This is a genomic window from Streptomyces sp. a15, assembly GCF_059026085.1.
On record NZ_JBWLKM010000004.1, the window covers coordinates 247,456 to 265,834 of the forward strand.

Sequence of the window (18,379 nt, forward strand, 5' to 3'; positions counted from 1 at the left end):
CCGGACGGTAACGAAGCGATAACGGGCTCCCGTTGGAGTCTCATGTGATCATCCGGTAACAGAGTCCCGGGCATGTGGAGGGCCTGCGGATACTGGGTGCATGCCACGTGTTCTGCTGATCGAAGACGACCGTGCCGTGCGGGAGGGCGTCGCGCTCGCCCTGCGCCGCCAGGGCCACGACGTCGCCGCCGCCGAGACGGGCGAGGAGGGGCTGGAGCGGCTGCGGTCCTTCCGGCCGGACGTCGTGGTGCTGGATCTGATGCTGCCCGGCATGCCCGGCCTGGACGTGTGCCGGGGGATGCGGGCCCTGGACCAGACGCTGCCGATCATCATGGCGACCGCGCGGGGCGACGACGAGGACATCGTCGTAGGCCTTGAAGCCGGAGCCGACGACTACGTGGTCAAGCCCGTGCAGGCGCGGGTGTTGGCGGCGCGTATCCGTGCCGTCCTGCGCCGGGCGGCCGGGGCGCCCGCCGACGGTGGCATACCGAAGATCGACACGTACGGGGACCTGGCCGTCGACCGGGCCGGCCTCTCGGTCACCTGGCAGGGCGCGCCGGTCTCGCTCGCCCCGTCCGAACTGCGGCTGCTGCTCACCCTGTCCGCCTCGCCCGGCCAGGTGTTCAGCCGGCAGCAACTCCTGGAGGCGGTCTGGGAACACAGCTACCACGGCGACGCGCGCCTGGTGGACGCCTGCGTCAAACGGCTGCGCGCCAAGATGGGCGAACCCTCGCGCGAGCCCCGCTACATCCAGACCGTGCGCGGCTTCGGCTACCGGTTCGCGTCCCGGTGAGGCGGCTGCCGGGAACCCGGGTCAGAGCGCCCCAACTACGCGGTCTGCGCATGCGGTTGGTGGTGGCGTTCGCGCTGGTCGCCGCGCTCACCGCCGGGACCACGGGTGCCCTGACCTTCCGGGAGGCCCGCACGGGAGTGCTCCAGCAGAGCCAGGACACCGTGATCAAGCTGCTGCGGACCCAGGTCGACCGGCTCGCCCCCGAACTCGGCGTTCCGCCGGGCGAGTTCGAACTGCGCCGGTTCGCCGCCTCCGTGGCCGGCGCCGAACCCGCCGGAACCTGGCGGGTGCTGGTCGCCTACGGCGGGCTGAGCGCCACCTCGGCTCCAAACGATCCGTTCGAGGAGCTGACTCCGGCCCTGCGAGCGGCCGTCAACTCCAGCACGGCCACCGTCTTCCAGCGGGTGGACAGCGGCGACCACACCTCCCTCGTCGTCGGCATGTCGGTCACCTTCACCGCCGGCACCGCCGCGACCGGGCCCGCGTCCGGCGTCCAGGTGTTCCTGGCCGTGCCGCAGACCACGGAACAGGCGTACGTCGACGCCCTGGTCACCGCTGTCGAACGGGCCACCGTGCCCGCCCTCGGCCTCGCCGTGCTGCTCGCGCTGCTCGCCGCCCGCGGGGTGCTGCGGCCGGTGCGCGCACTGCGCCGCGCCACCCGCAGCATCGCCGAGGGCCGGCTGGACACCCGGCTCGACGTCAACGGCTCCGACGAACTCGCCGACCTGTCGCACACGTTCAACGAGACGGCCGCCGCCCTGGAGGAGTCGGTGGCCGAACTGCGCGGCATGGAGGCCCGGGCCCGCCGGTTCGCCGCGGACGTCTCACACGAACTGCGCACCCCGCTGGCCGCCATGTCCGCGGTCACCGACGTCCTCGACGAGGATGCCGCCCACCTCGACACCGACACCGCCACCGCGGTCCGGCTGATCAGCGAGGAGACCGTGAAACTGGCCCGGCTGGTGGACGACCTGATGGAGATCTCCCGCTTCGACGCGGGAGCGGCGGTGCTGCACCTGGACGAGATCGACCTCGCCGAGTCACTGCGGCGCACGCTCGCCGCCCGCGCCTGGACGGACCTGGTGGAGGTCCGCCTGCCCCCGCCCGACGCGCTGCGCGGACGGGTCGACCCGCGCCGCCTCGACGTCGTCGTCGCGAACCTGGTCGGCAACGCCCTGCGGCACGGTGCCCGGCCCGTCCACCTGCGCCTGTACGAGGGCGAGGGCCGGATCGCCGTCGTCGAGGTGCTGGACAGCGGGCCCGGCATCCCCGACAGCGTGCTGCCCCACGTCTTCGAACGCTTCTACAAGTCGGACACCGCCCGCACCCGGACCGAGGGCAGCGGCCTGGGCCTCGCCATCGCGGCGGAGAACGTCCGGATGCACGGCGGCACCGTCCGGGCGGCGAACCGTCCGGAGGGCGGCGCGGTCTTCACCGTGGAACTCCCGCTGCGGCGGGACGAGCCGACCCGAGGGAGCGGACAGTGAGGACCCTGCGCCGAGCCGTGCTGCTGGCCGTTCCCGCGCTGTGCGCGCTCGCCTCCTGCGGCATCCCCACGACCGGCGTGGTGCAGGCGGGCGGGCCCGCCGGCGGGGTGGTGCCGACGATCCGCGTCTACTTCGTGGCGGGCGGCACTCTGGTCGCGGTCCCCCGCAGGACCGTCGCGCCGGTCGACGTCGAGTCGGCGGTGGAGGTACTGCTCCAGGGCCCGACCGAGGCGGAACGCGTCAAGCGCCTGAGCACGCTGCTGCCGCTGCCGGGGCTCCTGCCGACGGCCGTCCCGGCCGCCCCGGCCACGGACGGCCCCGTGGCGGTGCCGCAGGAGGTTCGTACGGCCGACCTGGTGAAGGTGACGGCGACGGACGACCGCGTGTCGATCGAACTGACCGCCGCGATGGGGGACGTGACCGGCCTCGCGGCGGACCAGCTGATCTGCACGGCCCTCGGGGCCCAGCGCGTGGCCGACCCAGGGGCCGAACCGCTGCCGGTGACCGTCACGGGCCCACGCGGCCGACAGATCAAGGGGACCGGCACGAGCTGTTCCGACGGATGACCGCAGCGCCTCCCCGGAAAACACGTTGTACGAGACGTCTCGTCTTACGTACGGTCCACGACATGACCAGTCGCCCCGCTCACATCGCCATGTTCTCCATCGCCGCCCACGGCCACGTGAACCCGAGCCTGGAGGTGATCCGCGAGCTCGTCGCCCGCGGGCACCGGGTGACGTACGCCATCCCGCCCGTGTTCGCCGACAAGGTCGCCGGGACCGGTGCCGAGGTGAAGCCCTGGAACTCGACGCTGCCCGGGCCCGACGACGACCCGGAGGCCTGGGGCACCACCCTCCTGGACAACGTGGAACCCTTCCTGGCCGACGCGATCCAGGCGCTGCCGCAGCTCATCGAGGCGTACGAGGGCGACGAACCGGACCTCGTGCTGCACGACATCGCCTCCTATCCGGCCCGCGTCCTCGCCCACCGCTGGGGCGTCCCCGCGGTCTCCCTGTCGCCGAACCTCGTCGCCTGGGAGGGCTACAAGGAGGAGGTGGCCGAGCCGATGTGGGCGGAGCCCAGGAAGACCGAGCGCGGACAGGTCTACTACGCCCGCTTCCACGCCTGGCTGGAGGAGAACGGGATCACCCAGCACCCGGACGACTTCGGGGGCCACCCCGCCCGCTCCCTCGTCCTGATCCCGAAGGCGCTGCAGCCGAACGCCGACCGGGTCGACGAGAGCGTGTACACCTTCGTCGGCGCCTGCCAGGGCGACCGCGGCGCGGAGGGCGACTGGCAGCGGCCGGCCGGCGCCGAGAAGGTGGTCCTGGTGTCGCTGGGGTCCGCCTTCACCAAGCAGCCGGGCTTCTACCGGGAGTGCGTCAAGGCGTTCGGCGAGCTGCCGGGCTGGCACCTGGTGCTCCAGATCGGCAAGCGCGTGGACCCGGCCGAGCTGGGGGACGTACCCGCGAACGTCGAAGTGCGCTCGTGGGTCCCGCAGTTGGCGATCCTCAAGCAGGCCGACCTGTTCGTCACGCACGCCGGCGCGGGCGGCAGCCAGGAGGGCCTGGCCACGGCCACCCCGATGATCGCCGTACCGCAGGCCGTGGACCAGTTCGGCAACGCCGACATGCTCCAGGGTCTCGGCGTCGCCCGCCGCCTCGACACCGAGGAGGCGACGGCCGAGGCGCTGCGGGAGGCCGCCCTCGCCCTCGTCGACGACCCCGAGGCCGCCCGCCGGCTGAAGGACATCCAGGCGCGGATGGCGGGGGAGGGCGGCACACACCGGGCGGCCGACCTCATCGAGGCCGAACTGCCGGTGCGGCAGGCATAGAACAAGCGGAGAACACAGAGCGAGCAGAGAACAGCGGGCACAGCAGAGGGCCCGTTGGCACCCCGGTAGCCAACGGGCCCTCAGTCATGGGTGGTTCACCTTCGTGTGAAGCCTCAGACCCCCAGCCGCTCACCCTCGTCGTCCCGGGCCACGGGCCGCGCCACCGGCTCGGGCGACTCGTCGTGGGTGAGGTCGGGCAGTCGGTGCAGCCACTTCGGCAGGTACCAGTTGCGCTCGCCGAGCAGGGCCATCACCGCCGGGAGCAGCACGCCCCGGATGATCGTCGCGTCGATCAGCACCGCGGCCGCGAGGCCGACGCCCATCTGCTTCATGGACTGCATGGACAGCGTCCCGAAGATCGCGAACACGGCGACCATGATGACCGCGGCGCTGGTGACGACCCCGGCCGTGGTGACCACGCCGTGCTGGATCGCGTCCTTCGTCGTACGGCCGCGCAGTCGCGCCTCGCGGATCCGCGAGACCACGAACACGTGGTAGTCCATCGACAGGCCGAACAGGATCACGAAGAGGAACAGCGGCAGCCAGGTGATGATGGCGCCGACCCCCTCCGCGCCCACCAGCGACGCACCCCAGCCGTGCTGGAAGACGCCCACGAGGATGCCGTACGCCGCGCCGACCGACAGCAGGTTCAGCACGATCGAGGTGATCGCGATGGTCAGCGAGCGGAACGACAGCAGCATCAGCGCGAAGGCGAAGACCACGACGAAGGCGAAGACCGGGACGACGGCTCCGGCCAGCTGGTCGTTGAAGTCCTTCGACCCGGCGACCTGCCCGGTGATCGGCGCGTCCACCCCGTCGACCTTGCCGAGGGTGGCCGGACGCACCTCGTCGCGCAGCTTGTCCAGGCTCTCGCCCGCCTTGTCGAGGTCGGAGCCGCCCACCAGCGGGACGTACACGAAGGCCATGTTCTGCTGGTCGTGCAGCTTGATCTCGACCGGGCCGCGCGAGGCGCCCGAAGCGACCGCCTCCGCCTTGAAGGCGGCGAGCGCGTCCCGCACCGCGGGAGCGTTGATGTCATCGGCCTTGACGACGACCTCGGCCGGCTCGGAGCCGCCCGGGAAGGCGTCGTTGACCCGGTTGTAGGTCTGCACGATGGGCAGCGAGTCGCCGAACTCCTGGTCCAGTGTGAGGTTCTGGGTCTTCATACCGAGCGCGGGCGCCGCGATCGCCAGCAGGGCGCCGGCCGCCACGACGACGGAGATCACGGGCCTGGCGAGCACACCCTTCAGGACGGCCGTCCAGAACCGGCTGTCGCTGCTGCCACCCGTGCGACGGCGGCGCAGGAACGGAATGCGGCCCTTCTCGACCCGCTCGCCCAGCAGCGACAGCAGCGCGGGCAGCACGGTCACGGAACCGATCATGGCCACGGCCACCACCATCAGTGAGGCCAGGCCCATCGCCTCGAACTCGGCGAGCCCGGTGAACAGCATGCCCGCCATCGCCACGCACACCGTGACACCCGAGACGACGATCGCGCGGCCGCTGGTCGCGGCGGCGATCCGCAGGGCCGTCTGGGCGTCGTGTCCGGCCTCGCGCTCCTCGCGCTCGCGGCGCAGGTAGAACAGGCAGTAGTCGACACCGACGGCCAGCCCGACCAGCAGCATCACGGAGTTGGCGGTCTCGCTCATCGGCATCACATGGCTGACGACGCCCATCAGGCCCATCGTCGCCATGATCGCGGTGACCGCCAGCGCCACCGGCAGCAGCGCTGCCACCAGCGCGCCGAAGGCGATGAGCAGAATGCCGAGTGCCACCGGCACCGCGGAGTACTCGGCCTTCTTGAAGTCGTCCCCGAACGCGTCGTCGAACGTCTTCATCATGCTGGCGCCGCCGATCTCCTCGATCCGCAGCGACCCGTGCTCCTTCTGCACCCCCTCGACGGCCTTCAGCACGGGCTCGACCCGCTCGCCCGCGGTCTCCGCGTCGCCGCGTATGTCGAACTGCACCAGCGCGCTGCGGCCGTCCTTCGAGATCGTGTCCGTGTCGTACGGCGACGTCACGTCCGCGACCTCGCCGGTCCCCTCGACAGCCCGGACGACCGCGGTGACAGCGGCCCTGAACTCGGCGTCCGTGGCCGTGACGCCGCCGTCCTTCGCCTGGATCAGTACGGTCTCGCCGGCCGGTTCGTCGATGCCGGCGTCCTCGATGATCTTCGCGGCGGTGTGCGTCTCCCCCTTCAGCTGGTCGCTGTCCTTGACGTCGACCCGGCCCGCCGCCGAGCCGAGCCCCATCGCCAGGACCACGAACAGCACCCAGATGCCGACGGCAGCCCATCGGTGTCGGGCGCTCCAGCCGCCGGCCCGGGCGGCCAGTCCCCGTACCCGTGTATCTCCGTTCGCCATGGTGGGCTTGCCCCCTCGTGAGCGGTGACAGCCCCCTGCCGTCACCTTTCATTTCGAAGGTATGGGCCGGATAAAGCCATCTCGTCGTGCTGCCCGGTGAGGTGCGGCGGGCAGGAATCATCCCCTTGGCCCCCGCGCCCTCCCCACTGGGTAGGACAGCGGTCCCTTACATCTACCGGGATGTCCCCTCCCTCGGCGCAGAGCCCCGTCGCACAGGAGGGGCCCGACGGCCGCCTTATGGTGTGCGGATGACGACGACGTATGCGGCGCTGCTGCGGGGGATCAACGTGGGCGGCGCCAAGAAGGTCCCGATGGCCGACCTGCGCACGCTGATGGAGGACCTCGGCTACGACGGCGTACGCACGTACCTCCAGAGCGGCCAGGCCGTCTTCGCGAGCGACCACGGCGACGAGGAGTCCCTCGCCGCGGAGCTGGCCGGCGCGATCGAGAAGCGGTTCGGCTTCGCCGTCGACGTGATCGTGCGCGACCACGCCTATCTGAAGGCGATCGCCGACGCCTGCCCCTTCCCGGCCGCCGAACTGGAGGCCAAGCAGCTCCACGTCACCTACTTCTCCGCGCCCGTGGACGCCGAGCGCTTCGCGGAGATCGACCAAGCCGCCTACCTGCCCGAGGAGTTCAGGCTCGGCGACCGCGCCCTGTACCTGTACGCCCCGAACGGCCTCGGCCGCTCCAAGCTCGCCGAGCACCTGTCCAAGCCCCGGCTGAACAAGGGCGTGATCGCCACCAGCCGCAACTGGAACACCGTCGTCAAGCTCGTGGAGATGACGGCACCCTCGGGAGGCTGACCTTCCGGAGTTCGCGGTAGCCGCTGCGTGCGGTGTACGACATGACCTCGTCCGGCACCGCGAGGCGCGGGTCCTCGTACAGCCGTCGGAGGTCGTCGTCGGTACGAGCCGCGGCGACCACGTCCACCAGAGCGAACTCGTCCTCGGTGAGGCCGGCGTCGTCGCGGACCACCCGGCCCCAGACGTCCCAGGGCAGCAGCTCCACCCCGTTCACCGCGGCGAGGTCCAGGAGCACGTTGGTGCGGATGTACCACAGGCCGTCGAGGTCGCCGTGGAACCAGACCCCGAACGTCCCCGGATCGGCCCCGCCCTCCCGGCACGCCCGCCACGCGTCCCCGGCCACCAGGAACCGGTCCCTCGGCACGTCCAGCGGGTCGAAGGCGAGCTCGTAGGCGGGGTGCAGCACCTGCGCGTCGACCAGACGCCACCTCCCGTCCGGCAGCCGGTACTCGGTGACCCAGTGGTCGTCGTGATAGCCCTCCACGAAGTACGCGGCGAAGCCGCAGCGGATCCGGGCCGGCGTGCCGGTGGCCCGCAGCAGCGCGCACAGCAGCAGTGAGAAGTCCCGGCACGTGCCGGCGAACCGCTCGTCGTACGGCCGCTTCGCGGTGAGCGGCCCGTCCCCGCGCTCGCGCAGGACCCGCAGGATCTCGCGGACGTAGCGCGACTCGGGGTCGTCGAGCTGCCGGTCCTCGGGGACGGGATGCCCCAGGCGTTCGCCTTCTCCCCGATGGATGATCAAATCCCTTACCAGATGGGCGAGTTCGGCCGGATCGCTGGGCAGGTCGTCGAGATCCAGCCCGCCGGGGTCGCTGTACGGCGTCTGCTTCAGGTAGAAGTCCATGACCAGGGACCCTCGGCCTTGCCCCAGGGACAAGGTCAATCCGCCCGCCCCGCTGTCGCGTTTGTTCAAGAGACCTCGCCGCGCGCTCCCTACCGTGAGACGCATGAACAAGGACGACCTCTACCCGTACATGACGGAATGCGCCGCCGAGGCGGCCCGCGTGGCGCGCGGAGTGCCGGCGGCGCGGCTCGCCGACCCCACCCTCCCCCACTCTCGGCTTCGCTCGAGCGGGGGGACCCCCACCCCGGACTGGGACGTCCGCGCCCTGGTCAACCACTGGGTCCTCTACACCTCCCACGGCCTGGAGCACCGCGCCCTGCGCAAACAGCTCCCCGAGGAACTGACCGCCCGCGACTTCACCGCCGACCCGGACTGGGCCGAGGCGTACGCCGCTCAACTGGACCGTGCGGTCGCCGCCTGGGCGGACCCCGCGGTGTGGGAGGGCGAGGTGGACCTGGGCATGGGGACGATGCCCGCCCCCGAACTCGCCTCGATGATCATCAAGGAGACGGCGGTGCACGGCTGGGACGTCGCCGCGGCCACCGGCCAGGAGTTCCGCGTCTCCGAGGGCGCGGCCCGCCTCGTCCTCGACGTGGTCGTCACCCACGGCGACCTCTACCGGCAGTACGACGGCTTCGCCGACCCGGTGCCGGTGCCGGACGACGCGCCGGTCTTCGAGCGAGCGCTGGCGGCGAGCGGACGGGACCCGCGCCTGGCCAGGTGGGTACGCGACTAAGCGGATCAGGCGAAGTCTGCGGCTCGGCAGCGCCCTAAAGGGGCGCGGGGCGATATCGATATGCGGCTCCGCCGCGTGGGCGCGACCAGCCACGATGGCGCCGCAGTCGGCCGACCACCCATCGCGGCACGTCCCGCGGAGCGCTCAGGGCCCCGTACGGGCGGAGATCAGGCCCCGACCGCAGCCAGCGCCGGCATCCGCGCCGCCTCGTACCGCGCCAACAGCACCCGCGCCACCTCCGGCGCCGGGCCGAGCACGTCGGCCAGCACGTCCGCCTCGGCCGCGCCCCGCGCGATGCGGTCCGGCAGGAAGCCGGGGGCCAGGACGTAGGGGGCGACGGCGACCTTCGCGCAGCCCAGGGCCCTGAGTTCCCGTACCGCGTCCTCGGTGCGGGGGAACCCCGCGGGAGAACCAGCGGAGGCGAACGCAGGCCGCACGGCGCACCAACCGGTGTGCCGCCACTCCCGCGCGATTTCTGCGATCACTGCGATCGCCTCCGGGTCGGTGGACCCCGCCGAGGCCAGGACGACCCCGGTCGAGGACTTGTCGGCGGGCGTCAGCCCCGCCTCGTACAGGCGCCGTTCCAGCGCGGCGAGCAGCACCGGGGAGGGGCCGAGCACCTCCGCCTGCCGGATCCGCAGCCGCGGCGGCGCGTCCTTCAGGACCGCCGGGATGTCCGCCTTCGCGTGGAACGCGCGGGTGAGCAGCAACGGCAGCGCTACGACGTCACGGACACCCTCCGCCGCCAGGGACTCCAGCACCCCTTGCGCGGACGGGACGTTGAAGTCCAGGAAGCCGGTCTCCACCCGCACGTCGGGGCGCAGGGAGCGCACCCGCCGTACGAGAGCGTGCACCGTCGCGGCGTGCCGCGGGTCGCGGCTGCCGTGGGCGATGACCAGAAGGACCGGCTTCTTGAACATGGTGTGCATGGGACTCAGCTCTTCACCAGCAGGCCGCGGCTGCGCAGCACCCACCGCTCCAGCGGACTGAAGATCAGCAGGTCGATCGCGATGCCGACGAACAGGATGAGCAGGATGGCGAGGAAGACCGTGGCCATGCTGCTGTTGGTGCGGCCCACCTCCAGCAGCTGGCCGAGGCCCACGCCGAGGTCCGGCGCCTGCGCGATGATCTCCGCGGCCATCAGCGACCGCCAGGAGAACGCCCAGCCCTGCTTCAGTCCCGCCACATAGCCGGGCAGCGCCGCGGGCATCACGATGTGCCACGTGCCGCGCAGTCCGGTCGCCCCCAGCGTCCGTCCCGCGCGCAGGAACAGCGGCGGCACCTGGTCGACGCCGGACACCAGACCGTTGGCGATCGACGGCACCGCGCCGAGCAGGATCACCGCGTACATCATCTCGGGCTTCAGGCCCAGCCAGATCACGGCGGCCGGCACCCAGGCCACCGACGGCAGCGACTGCAGTCCGGACAGGATCGGCCCGATCGCCGCGCGCACGAACTTCACCCGCGCCACGACCAGGCCGAGCGGCGTGCCGATGATCAGAGCGAGCACGAAGCCGAACAGGCCCCGCGAGACGCTCGTCCAGATGTAGTCGAGCAGGGTGCCCTTGAGCCACGCGTCCTCGGCCTCGGCCCAGACGGCACCGGGGGAGGGCAGCTTCGACGCGTCGTCGACGATCTTCAGGGAGATCAGGCCCTGCCAGATCGCGAGCACCACGACGGTGGCGACGATCGGCGGGAAGATCTTCTCGCGGAAGGTCTGCCGGAAGGGCGGACGGCCGGTGACCGAGGTCTCCAGCGCGTCGAGGCCCGCCTCGATGCCGCCCAGCGCGGAGCCGTCCTTGGCGCCCGCGCCGGTCGTCTTCGTGTCAGTGCTGGCCATGGCGGCGGATCTCCCCACGCAGTACTTCGGTGATCTCGACGGACAGTTCCGCCACGGGCGCGTCCTCGATACGGCGCGGCTGCGGGATGTCGACCGTCCACTCCCGCGCGATCCGGCCCGGACGGGAGGACAACAGGATCACGCGCTGCGCGAGCCGCACCGCCTCGCGCACGTTGTGCGTGACGAAGAGGACGGACACGCCGGTCTCGGCCCAGATGCGGGTCAGCTCGTCGTGCAGCACGTCCCGCGTGATGGCGTCGAGGGCCGCGAACGGCTCGTCCATCAGCAGCAGGTTGCTCTCCTGGGCGAGCGCCCGGGCCAGCGCCACACGCTGGCGCATACCGCCCGACAGCTCGTGCACCCGCTTGCCGTACGCGCCCTTCAGCCGGACGAGTTCGAGCAGTTCCTCGGTCCGCTCGCGCCGTTCGTTCTTCGGAACCCCCCGCAGCCGCAGGGCGAGCTCGATGTTCTTGCCCGCGGTCAGCCACGGGAACAGGGCGTGCTCCTGGAACATCAGGGCCGGGCGGCCCTCCGTCGTGATGGACCCGACAGTGGGCTCGTCCAGCCCCGCCACCAGGTTCAGCAGCGTGGACTTGCCGCAGCCCGAGGCACCCAGGAGGGTGACGAACTCGCCGGGTGCGACATCGATGCTGATGTCGTCCAGTACGAGCTGTTGCCCGGCGGGGCCCGCGAAGGACTTCGAGACATGCTCAATGCGCGCCGCGTGCTCCACCGACTCGGCGGCCTTGGCGAAGGTCGTGGCCATGGTCGTCACCTCCTGGGAACTCATCGGATCCTGACTCAGCCGACGCCGAGACCGGCGTCGCTGACCGTGCTCTCGCCCTCGGCCTTGAGGACCTTGTTCAACGGCGTGAGGTCGTAGATGCCCTTCAGGTCGGGCTTCTCCAGCAGGCCGGCCTTGACCGCGTGCTCCGCCTCGGTGTTGAGGGTGGCGGCCAGCGGGTCGTTGGTGAACTGGATCGACTTCCACGCCGGGTCGAGGACGGCGGCCGGCAGCGGCTTGCCCGAGTCGGCCTCCAGCTGCTTGTTCGCCGCGGCCTTCGCCTCGTCCGGGTTGGCGTTGATCCACTTGTTGGCCTCGACCGAGGCCTTCAGCACGGCCTCGACGGCCTTCGGGTGCTCCTTGAGGAAGGCCTGCCGCACGATGATGTTCGTGATCACGAACTTCTTGTCGGGCCACAGGTCGGCCTCGTCCAGCAGCACCTTGCCGCCCTCGGCGACCAGCTTGGACGCGGTCGGCTCGGGCACCCACGCGCCGTCGATGGAGCCCGACTTGTAGGCGTCCGGGGTGACCTTGTTGTCGGTGCGGACGACCGAGACATCGCCCTTGCCGCTCTCCGCGTCGACCTTCCAGCCCTGCTCCGAGATCCAGTTGAGGAAAGCCACGTCCTGCGTGTTGCCCAGCTGGGGAGTCGCGATCTTCTTGCCCTTGACGTCCTTCAGGGACTTGATCTTCGCCGGGTTGACCACGAGCTTGACCCCGCCGGACGCCGCACCGCCGATGATCCGCAGGTTCTTGCCGCCCGACTTGGTGTAGCCGTTGATCGCCGGGGACGGGCCGATGAAACCGATGTCGATCGACGAGGAGTTGAGGGCCTCGATCTCGGACGGACCGGCGTTGAAGATCTGGTAGGCGGCCTTGGTGGCGCCGAGCTCCTTCTGGAAGTAGCCCTTCTGCACGCCCACCAGCGCGGTCGCGTGGGTCAGGTTGCCGAAGTAGCCGATCTTGACGGAGTCGAGCCCGTCGATCTTCTCGGCCCCGACGGCGACCTTGGCGGTCTCGTTGTCCGTGGCCTCTGAGCCGTAACCGCAGGCGGCGAGGGTGAGGAGGGGAAGAGCGGTCGCGGCGGCCAGGCCGCGGCGAAGGAGGGCTGAGCGGTTGACAGGCACGGGAGGTGTTCCCCTCGTTGGCCCGGCGGTCACGGTCTCTCAGGTCGTGGCCGGGAGGTCGGCAGGTTTTCGTCTACGGCGGTGGGGGGTGCGGGCGCGCAGGCAGTGCGCGTACGTCAGCGCACACATCGCGTCACCCCGCCCTGCCCGCTGCCGAGCGCACCGCTGCCGACGCGGCCGCCCTCCTTCGCGAACGAGGAGTAGAAATCGGTGGAGTTCATGTCAGAAGTCCCACCCGTCGTCGTCCGTCTCGTCCTTGACGGGTTCCGGAGAGGCGAACGACTCGCCGACCATGCCGGCGGTGAGCGTGGTGCCGTCGTTCGGGTCGATCAGGATGAACGAACCGGTGCGCCGCGAGTCGGCGTAGGAGTCGACGGGCAGCGGCTCGGCGGTACGGATCTTGACCCGCCCGATGTCGTTGGCGACGAGCTGTCCCGGGTGCGGGTGCAGGGACAGGTCGTCGAGCGTGAGCCGGGACGGGATGTCCTTGACGATCGCCTTGACCGTGCGGGTGCCGTGCTTGAGCAGCACCCGGTGGCCGACGGTCAGCGGCGCGTCGGCCACGTGGCAGACGGTCGCCTCGATGTCCTGCGTGGTCGGCGGCGCGTCCTTGCTCGGCACGATCAGGTCGCCGCGCGAGATGTCGATGTCGTCCTCCAGCAGGACGGTCACCGACTGGGTCGTCCAGGCGATGTCGACCGGCTTGCCCAGCAGGTCGATGCCGGCGATCTTCGTCGAGCGGCCGGACGGCAGCACCGAGACCTGCTCGCCGACGCGGAAGGAACCGGCGGCGATCTGGCCCGCGTAGCCCCGGTAGTCCGGGTGCTCGGCGGTCTGCGGCCGGATCACGTACTGCACGGGAAGCCGGGCGTGGCAGTGGCTCAGGTCGTGGGCGACCGGGACCGACTCCAGGTGTTCGAGGAAGGTCGGTCCGCCGTACCAGTCCATGTTCGCGGACGGGTCCACCACGTTGTCGCCGGCGAGCGCCGAGATCGGGATCGCGGTGACCTCCGGGACGCCCAGTTCGAGCGCGTACGCCGTGAACTCCTCGGCGATCGCGGCGAACACCGACTCCTGGTACTCGACCAGGTCCATCTTGTTCACGGCGAGCACCACGTGCGGCACGCGCAGCAGCGCGGCGATCGCGGCGTGCCGGCGGGTCTGCTCGACGACGCCGTTGCGGGCGTCGACGAGGATCACCGTCAGCTCGGCGGTGGAGGCGCCGGTGACCATGTTGCGGGTGTACTGCACATGGCCCGGGGTGTCGGCGAGGATGAACCGGCGCCGGGGCGTGGCGAAGTAGCGGTAGGCCACGTCGATGGTGATGCCCTGCTCGCGTTCGGCGCGCAGGCCGTCGGTGAGGAGCGCGAGGTCCGGGGCGCCCTGCCCACGGCCGGCCGAGGCGCGCTCCACGGCCTCCAGCTGGTCCGTGAGGATCGACTTGGAGTCGTGCAGCAGGCGGCCCACGAGCGTGGACTTGCCGTCGTCGACGGAGCCGGCGGTGGCGAAGCGCAGCAGGGTGGTGGCCGAGAGTTCCTCGGTCGTGATGGTGGTCATGGTTAGAAGTACCCCTCGCGCTTGCGGTCTTCCATCGCGGCCTCGGACATCTTGTCGTCGGCGCGGGTGGCGCCCCGCTCGGTGAGCCGGGAGGCGGCGATCTCGGTGATGACCTGCTCCAGCGTCACCGCGTCCGAGTCGACGGCACCGGTGCAGGACATGTCGCCGACCGTGCGGTAGCGCACCAGGCGCTTCTCGACAGTCTCCGTGTCCTTCGGGCCGCCCCACTCGCCCGGGGTCAGCCACATGCCGGCCCGCTGGAACACCTCGCGCTCGTGGGCGAAGTAGATCTCGGGCAGCTCGATGCCCTCGCGGGCGATGTACTGCCACACGTCCAGCTCGGTCCAGTTGGAGAGCGGGAAGACGCGCACGTGCTCGCCGGGGGCGTGCCGTCCGTTGTACAGGTTCCACAGCTCGGGCCGCTGGCGGCGCGGGTCCCACTGGGAGAACTCGTCCCGCAGCGAGAACACCCGCTCCTTGGCCCGGGCCTTCTCCTCGTCGCGGCGGCCACCGCCGAACACCGCGTCGAACTTCTCGGCCTGGATCTTCTCCGTCAGCGGAAGCGTCTGCAGCGGGTTGCGGGTCCCGTCCGGGCGCTCCTTGAGGACACCGCGGTCGATGTAGTCCTGCACGGACGCGACATGCAGCCGCAGGCCGTGCTTCTCGACCGTACGGTCCCGGTACTCGAGGACCTCGGGGAAGTTGTGCCCGGTGTCCACGTGCAGCAGCGAGAAGGGGACCGCCGCGGGGGCGAACGCCTTCAGGGCCAGATGCAGCATGACGATGGAGTCCTTGCCGCCGGAGAACAGGATCACCGGCCGCTCGAACTCGCCCGCCACCTCGCGGAAGATGTGCACCGCCTCGGACTCCAGCGCGTCCAGGTGCGACAGGGCGTACGGGGTGTCCGTGCCTTCGCCGCCCTTGACCTCTGATGCGGTCGTCGTCATGCCAGTCCCCTCTCGGTGAGCAGCGCGTGGACAGCCGCCGCGGACTCCTGCACGGTCTGGTCCTGCGACTCGATGCGCAGGTCGGGCGACTCGGGCTCCTCGTACGGGTCGTCGACCCCGGTGAGTCCCGACAGCTCGCCCGCCGCCTGCTTGGCGTACAGACCCTTCACATCGCGTACGGAGCACACCTCGACCGGAGTCGCCACGTGCACCTCGATGTACGCCGTCCCGCTCTCCTGGTGGCGCTTGCGGACGGCCTCGCGGCTGTCGGCGTAGGGCGCGATCACCGGGACGAGCGTCTTGACGCCGTTACGGGCCAGGAGTTCGGCGAGGAAGCCGATGCGCTGCACGTTCGTGTGCCGGTCCTCGCGGCTGAAGCCGAGGCCCGCCGAGATGAACTCGCGGATCTCGTCGCCGTCGAGCACCTCGACGAGATGGCCCTCCTCGCGCAGCCGGCCGGCCAGCTCGTACGCGATGGTGGTCTTGCCGGCACTCGGCAGACCCGTGAGCCAGACGGTGGCTCCGGTCGTCACGTGCTTCTCCTCGGGTAGGTCGGAGGTGGTCGTCATCAGTGCAGTCCGCACTCGGTCTTGTTGCGGCCCGCCCAGCGGCCGGCGCGCGCGTCCTCGCCCTCCAGGACGCGGCGGGTGCAGGGGGCGCAGCCGACGGAGGTGTAGCCGTCCATCAGCAGGGGGTTGGTCAGTACGCCGTGTTCGGTGACGTACGCGTCCACGTCGTCCTGGGTCCAGCGGGCGATCGGGGAGATCTTGACCTTCTGGCGCTTCTCGTCCCAGCCGACGACCGGGGTGTTGGCCCGGGTAGGGGACTCGTCGCGGCGCAGACCGGTCGCCCAGGCCTGGTAGTTCGTCAGGCCTTCCTCCAGAGGCTGGACCTTGCGCATCTTGCAGCACAGGTCCGGGTCCCGGTCGTGGAGCTTCGGGCCGAACTCGGCGTCCTGTTCGGCGACCGTGCGGCGCGGGGTGAGCGTGATGACGTTCACGTCCATCACGGCCTCGACCGCGTCCCGGGTGCCGATGGTCTCGGGGAAGTGGTAGCCGGTGTCGAGGAAGACGACATCGACGCCCTTGCGCACGCGGGACGCGAGGTGGGCGACCACCGCGTCCTCCATGGAGGAGGTCACGCAGAAGCGCGGGCCGAAGGTGTCGACCGCCCACTGGAGGATCTCCAGCGCGGTGGCGTCCTCCAGCTCGCGGCCCGCCCGCTCGGCGAGCTCCTTGAGGTCCGCTGTCGTGCGCTCTTCCTGAGTCGTCGTCATATCTGCTGTCCCCCTGCGTCGGTGGGTCGAAGGCCCCGGGCGAGCAGCCCGAGGAACTTCAACTGAAATGCGCGATTGCAGGCGGCGCATTCCCAGGCGCCGTGGCCGGCTTCCGAGGCCTCGCTCGGACGGAGGTCCTCGTCACCGCAGTAGGGGCAGTAGAAGGGGGCGGCCCGCTCGCTCATGAGAGGGCCTCCTCGGAAGCACGCGCGGCCCAGGCGGCGAAGCGCTCGCCGTCCTCGCGCTCCTCCTGGAAGCGCTTGAGGACGCGCTCGACGTAGTCGGGCAGCTCCTCGGAGGTGACCTTCAGACCGCGCACCTTGCGGCCGAAACCGGCCTCCAGACCGAGCGCGCCGCCCAGGTGCACCTGGAAGCCCTCGACCTGCTCGCCCCGGTCGTTCAGCATGAGCTGGCCCTTGAGACCGATGTCCGCCACCTGGATACGGGCGCAGGCGTTCGGGCAGCCGTTGAGGTTGATGGTGATCGGCTCGTCGAAGTCCGGGATCCGGCGCTCCAGTTCGTCGATCAACTGGGAGCCGCGCGCCTTGGTCTCGACGATGGCGAGCTTGCAGTACTCGATGCCCGTGCAGGCCATGGTGCCGCGCCGGAACGGGGACGGCCTGGCGGTCAGGCCCAGCGACTCCAGGGCCTCGACCAGTGACTCGACCTGCGGCTCCTCGACATCGAGGACGATCATCTTCTGCTCGACGGTGGTACGGACCCGGCCGGAGCCGTGCGCCTCGGCGAGCTCTGCGATCTTCGTCAGGGTCGCGCCGTCCACGCGGCCGACGCGCGGGGCGAAACCGACGTAGAAGCGGCCGTCCTTCTGGCGGTGCACGCCGACGTGGTCGCGCCAGCGCTCCACCGGCTGGGCCGGGGCGGGGCCGTCGATCAGCTCGCGCTTGAGGTACTCGTCCTGAAGGACCTGGCGGAACTTCTCCGGCCCCCAGTCGGCGACCAGGAACTTCAGGCGGGCGCGGGTGCGCAGCCGCCGGTAGCCGTAGTCGCGGAAGATCGAGATGACGCCCTCGTACACGTCCGGGACCTCGTCCAGCGGGACCCAGGCGCCGAGCCGGACGCCGATCTTCGGGTTGGTGGACAGGCCGCCGCCGACCCACAGGTCGAAGCCGGGGCCGTGCTCGGGGTGGTTCACGCCGACGAAGGCGATGTCGTTGATCTCGTGGGCCACGTCCAGCAGCGGCGAGCCGGAGATCGCGGACTTGAACTTGCGGGGCAGGTTCGAGAAGTCCTTGTTGCCGATGATCCGGCGCTGGATCGCCTCGATCGCCGGGCTGCCGTCGATGATCTCGTCCTCGGCGATACCGGCCACGGGCGAGCCGAGGACCACGCGGGGGGTGTCACCGCAGGCCTCGGTGGTGGACAGGCCGACCGCCTCCAGGCGGTTCCAGATCTCCGGCACGTCCTCGATGCGGATCCAGTGGTACTGCACGTTCTGCCGGTCGGTGATGTCGGCGGTGCCGCGCGCGAACTCCTGCGAGATCTCGCCGATCACCCGCAGCTGCTCGGTGGTGAGCCGGCCGCCGTCGATGCGGACGCGCAACATGAAGTACTCGTCGTCCAGCTCCTCCGGCTCCAGGATCGCGGTCTTGCCGCCGTCGATCCCGGGCTTGCGCTGGGTGTAGAGCCCCCACCAGCGCATCCGGCCGCGGAGGTCGTTCGGGTCGATCGAGTCGAAACCGCGCTTCGAGTAGATCGTCTCAATGCGTGTCCGCACGTTGAGACCGTCGTCGTCCTTCTTGAACTGCTCGTTGCCGTTGAGCGGGGTGTGGTGCCCCGCGGCCCACTGACCCTCACCGCGGTGACGGCTCACCTTGCGGCGGGGAGTCGCGGCGGCAGGGTTCTGCGGGGTGGCGGCCATGGTTGATACGTCCTTCGGGACAGGCGGGAAAGCGGCTCTGACCTGCGCGCGCGGGCGCATGGGTGTACATGCGCGTCATTGCGCGGGAAATGGAGACAGAAGAGGG

17 protein-coding genes and 1 pseudogene are annotated in these 18,379 nt (G+C 70.8%); 6 read left to right on the forward strand and 12 right to left on the reverse strand.

What is annotated here, in order from left to right; translation table 11 throughout:
- Window positions 1-100 precede the first annotated feature (100 nt).
- From AC5P09_RS07055 to mgt, 4 genes and pseudogenes are all read left to right on the forward strand, one after another.
- Window positions 101-793 carry a response regulator gene (locus AC5P09_RS07055; protein WP_266449415.1) on the forward strand — a complete coding sequence of 231 codons (693 nt, stop codon included), beginning with the start codon at window positions 101-103 and terminating at the stop codon, window positions 791-793.
- A 50-nt stretch (window positions 794-843) separates the two neighbouring features.
- Window positions 844-2,280 carry a sensor histidine kinase gene (locus tag AC5P09_RS07060; protein ID WP_493872960.1) on the forward strand — a complete coding sequence of 479 codons (1,437 nt, stop codon included), beginning with the start codon at window positions 844-846 and terminating at the stop codon, window positions 2,278-2,280.
- Window positions 2,277-2,846 (forward strand): hypothetical protein, encoded by a 570-nt coding sequence (locus tag AC5P09_RS07065; protein ID WP_493872961.1) that lies wholly within the window; start codon window positions 2,277-2,279, stop codon window positions 2,844-2,846. The genes AC5P09_RS07060 and AC5P09_RS07065 overlap by 4 nt, the downstream gene beginning before the upstream one ends.
- A 25-nt stretch (window positions 2,847-2,871) precedes the next feature.
- Window positions 2,872-4,114 (forward strand): annotated as a pseudogene (gene mgt / locus AC5P09_RS07070) (macrolide-inactivating glycosyltransferase).
- A 113-nt stretch (window positions 4,115-4,227) separates the two neighbouring features.
- On the opposite strand, the gene AC5P09_RS07075 reads toward mgt, so the two are convergent.
- Window positions 4,228-6,477, reverse strand: a complete 2,250-nt coding sequence (locus tag AC5P09_RS07075) for an MMPL family transporter (protein WP_493872962.1) — start codon at window positions 6,475-6,477, stop codon at window positions 4,228-4,230.
- A gap of 248 nt (window positions 6,478-6,725) precedes the next feature.
- On the opposite strand from AC5P09_RS07075, the gene AC5P09_RS07080 reads away from it, so the two are divergent.
- Complete coding sequence (locus AC5P09_RS07080) at window positions 6,726-7,283, forward strand: DUF1697 domain-containing protein (RefSeq protein WP_493872963.1); 558 nt, start codon at window positions 6,726-6,728, stop codon at window positions 7,281-7,283.
- Here AC5P09_RS07080 and AC5P09_RS07085 read toward each other — a convergent pair.
- Complete coding sequence (locus AC5P09_RS07085; RefSeq protein ID WP_493872964.1) at window positions 7,246-8,127, reverse strand: transglutaminase-like domain-containing protein; 882 nt, start codon at window positions 8,125-8,127, stop codon at window positions 7,246-7,248. The two genes, AC5P09_RS07080 and AC5P09_RS07085, sit on opposite strands and share 38 nt — an antisense overlap.
- A gap of 103 nt (window positions 8,128-8,230) precedes the next feature.
- On the opposite strand from AC5P09_RS07085, the gene AC5P09_RS07090 reads away from it, so the two are divergent.
- A complete protein-coding gene (locus AC5P09_RS07090) occupies window positions 8,231-8,863 on the forward strand; it encodes a TIGR03086 family metal-binding protein (protein ID WP_493872965.1) in 633 nt (210 codons plus the stop codon).
- Window positions 8,864-9,030: 167 nt separating this feature from the next.
- On the opposite strand, the gene AC5P09_RS07095 is transcribed toward AC5P09_RS07090, so the two are convergent.
- The 10 genes from AC5P09_RS07095 to AC5P09_RS07140 all read right to left on the reverse strand — a co-directional run bounded on the left by AC5P09_RS07095 (window position 9,031) and on the right by AC5P09_RS07140 (window position 18,273).
- Entirely contained in the window at window positions 9,031-9,783 is a 753-nt protein-coding gene (locus AC5P09_RS07095; protein ID WP_493873010.1) for a sirohydrochlorin chelatase, read from the reverse strand.
- A 14-nt stretch (window positions 9,784-9,797) separates the two neighbouring features.
- Window positions 9,798-10,703: an ABC transporter permease gene (locus tag AC5P09_RS07100; RefSeq protein ID WP_307678039.1), complete on the reverse strand. Its 906-nt coding sequence runs from the start codon at window positions 10,701-10,703 to the stop codon at window positions 9,798-9,800.
- A complete protein-coding gene (locus tag AC5P09_RS07105; protein WP_468647836.1) occupies window positions 10,690-11,493 on the reverse strand; it encodes an ABC transporter ATP-binding protein in 804 nt (267 codons plus the stop codon). The genes AC5P09_RS07100 and AC5P09_RS07105 overlap by 14 nt, the downstream gene beginning before the upstream one ends.
- Window positions 11,494-11,504: 11 nt before the next feature.
- A complete protein-coding gene (locus AC5P09_RS07110) occupies window positions 11,505-12,614 on the reverse strand; it encodes an aliphatic sulfonate ABC transporter substrate-binding protein (protein ID WP_493872966.1) in 1,110 nt (369 codons plus the stop codon).
- Between the two features lie 222 nt (window positions 12,615-12,836).
- On the reverse strand, window positions 12,837-14,171 hold the full coding sequence (locus AC5P09_RS07115; protein ID WP_266449447.1) for a sulfate adenylyltransferase subunit 1: 1,335 nt from the start codon (window positions 14,169-14,171) through the stop codon (window positions 12,837-12,839).
- 2 nt (window positions 14,172-14,173) lie between these two features.
- The gene (gene cysD / locus AC5P09_RS07120; protein WP_493872967.1) at window positions 14,174-15,118 is read right to left on the reverse strand and encodes a sulfate adenylyltransferase subunit CysD; all 945 of its coding nucleotides are present in this window, start codon (window positions 15,116-15,118) and stop codon (window positions 14,174-14,176) included.
- Complete coding sequence (gene cysC, locus AC5P09_RS07125) at window positions 15,115-15,687, reverse strand: adenylyl-sulfate kinase (RefSeq protein ID WP_493872968.1); 573 nt, start codon at window positions 15,685-15,687, stop codon at window positions 15,115-15,117. Before cysC ends, cysD begins: the two co-directional genes overlap by 4 nt.
- Window positions 15,687-16,394 carry a phosphoadenylyl-sulfate reductase gene (locus tag AC5P09_RS07130; RefSeq protein WP_307678045.1) on the reverse strand — a complete coding sequence of 236 codons (708 nt, stop codon included), beginning with the start codon at window positions 16,392-16,394 and terminating at the stop codon, window positions 15,687-15,689. Before AC5P09_RS07130 ends, cysC begins: the two co-directional genes overlap by 1 nt.
- Window positions 16,391-16,579 carry a hypothetical protein gene (locus AC5P09_RS07135; protein ID WP_493872969.1) on the reverse strand — a complete coding sequence of 63 codons (189 nt, stop codon included), beginning with the start codon at window positions 16,577-16,579 and terminating at the stop codon, window positions 16,391-16,393. Before AC5P09_RS07135 ends, AC5P09_RS07130 begins: the two co-directional genes overlap by 4 nt.
- Window positions 16,576-18,273 carry a nitrite/sulfite reductase gene (locus AC5P09_RS07140; protein ID WP_493872970.1) on the reverse strand — a complete coding sequence of 566 codons (1,698 nt, stop codon included), beginning with the start codon at window positions 18,271-18,273 and terminating at the stop codon, window positions 16,576-16,578. Before AC5P09_RS07140 ends, AC5P09_RS07135 begins: the two co-directional genes overlap by 4 nt.
- Window positions 18,274-18,379 lie beyond the last annotated feature (106 nt).